3 protein-coding genes are annotated in these 1,655 nt (G+C 56.7%); 1 reads left to right on the top strand and 2 read right to left on the bottom strand.

Features of this window, described 5'->3' with window-relative positions; all coding sequences use genetic code 11:
* Together RMO15_RS05630 and RMO15_RS05625 are read right to left on the bottom strand one after the other, a co-directional pair.
* Positions 1 to 312 (bottom strand): hypothetical protein (locus RMO15_RS05630; protein WP_309709001.1); only part of this gene is annotated, 312 nt, incomplete at its 3' end.
* 150 nt (positions 313 to 462) lie between these two features.
* A complete protein-coding gene (locus tag RMO15_RS05625; protein ID WP_309708998.1) occupies positions 463 to 1,164 on the bottom strand; it encodes a hypothetical protein in 702 nt (233 codons plus the stop codon).
* Between the two features lie 92 nt (positions 1,165 to 1,256).
* Between RMO15_RS05625 and hisG the strand changes: the two genes are divergently transcribed.
* Positions 1,257 to 1,655, top strand: a 399-nt coding sequence (gene hisG, locus RMO15_RS05620; RefSeq protein WP_309708995.1) for an ATP phosphoribosyltransferase, incomplete at its 3' end; no start/stop codon positions are given.

The raw sequence follows: 1,655 nt of genomic DNA, 5'->3' as shown, positions 1-1,655 counted from the left end.
GGCGGGGCTCTGGAGCAGGCGGATCACCACTTCCTGGGTCAGATCCTCAAGCTCGTTGGCCAGAAGTGTCCGTGCCTGCCGCGCGAGCGTCGCTGCGCAGAGGGTCTTGACCTGTCGGCGTAGCTGCTCGCCCGCGAGGTCACGCTCCCGCTTTGTGCTCGCCGTGTCGCGCACGACCGCAAGTAGCTCTTTATTGGTCTGCCGCTTCGGTGCAGCAGAGGCTACAGCCGTGATGGTCGGGGTGGGATTTGAACTGGCCTCGTCGTGCCATGCCTTGAGCCCCTGGAGTGCATTTAGCGCTTGTACATTCATTGTATTGAGCCTCCTCTCTTCATCTCTATAACGTAAGCTACGAACCACCCTTGGTAGGAGGCGGGGGTGGCCCATTGACATCCGCGTGTGCCGAAGGGATAAGGGTGACTGCGAGCAACAGTGCTACAGCGATCAGATTAACAACTTTTTTCATTGATTTTCTTTCCAAAACAAACGTAGTGGTACATACTTCGCCACATACTCCGCCAAAACCTCTTGAGACACTGTGGCTTTTTTGGCACGCTCCCACAATCTCTCCGCATTTTCCTTCTCTCCCCGCTCTAACTTGACATAGGCCCAGGGGCAGAGAAGCTCCAGTCTCTCCTGCTCCGCCAAGGCATTGGCTAGCTTGTACTCGGTATCTGCCAGCTCTAAATATGTCCGATCTCCCGTTCTCCGATAGCGCACGACGCGGGTATAACCCAGGTTCTGCCGGAGCATGCTCGCCACCTCGCGGGTGAGCCACTCGCCATCTGGTTCGATCGCGCAGAGTCGGGAAAAAATTCCCTCCGCCTTCTCAATGCTCTCTGCGGTGTTGTCCATCAGAGACGCAATCGCCAGATCTACCCATGCCCGAAAGTACAGCGGATCGTGCTCCAGTGCCTGCTCATAGGCTCGCATCGCCGCAACGGCATCCTGCTCCTCGTGGAGCGCTTTGTAGCCCTCGCGGTAACACTCCAGCGCGGCTTCGTTCTCGGAGTGATCTGGCCAGATCGTCCCCTGTGTTCGTCGCCCTATCAGTAGCACCGGAAAACGCTCATGAAACGCTGCCGGAAGCGCCTTCTCGTTGATCTTGCCCTCCGGCAAAAGACGGGGAAGTGCGGTCAGGCTCTCCTCGATAGCGTTCTTCATCGTGTTCCTTATTGAGTTAGACGTTGGCTCAGGCAGAAATGTGACAGAACTTAAAAATTATTTTTTCAGGCCGCGATATACTGACGGGCGATATGAAATTGAAGCTTGGCTTGCCTAAGGGCAGCCTCCAAGAAGCCACTTTTAAGCTCTTTGCGCAAGCCGGTTGGAGCGTGCGCGTGGACTCTCGCTCCTACCATCCTGTGATAGACGACCCGGAGATCGAGGCGATTCTGATGCGCCCGCAGGAGATCCCGCGCTACTTAGAAGACGGCGTGATTGACGCGGGCCTCACGGGCTGGGACTGGATTCAGGACAACGGCGTAGACGTCAAAGAGGTCTGTGAGCTGACCTACTCGAAGGCCACACGCAACGCGATGCGCATTGTCTTGGCCGTGGCCGCCGACTCAGAGATTCAGTCGGTAAAAGACCTAGAGGGCAAGCGTCTCGCCACAGAGTACGTTCGGCTCACGAATAAGTGGCTGGAAGAAAAC

The organism is Armatimonas sp. (genome assembly GCF_031410135.1).
Taxonomy (GTDB): domain Bacteria; phylum Armatimonadota; class Armatimonadia; order Armatimonadales; family Armatimonadaceae; genus Armatimonas.
Note: the sequence above shows the minus strand (reverse complement) of the source record. Positions and strands in the feature narration are given on the sequence as shown.

What these genes read in the sequence shown, in the direction of transcription:
- RMO15_RS05625 (WP_309708998.1), bottom strand. Translation starts at nt 1,164, where the DNA reads ATGAAGAACGCTATCGAGGAGAGCCTGACCGCACTTCCCCGTCTTTTG.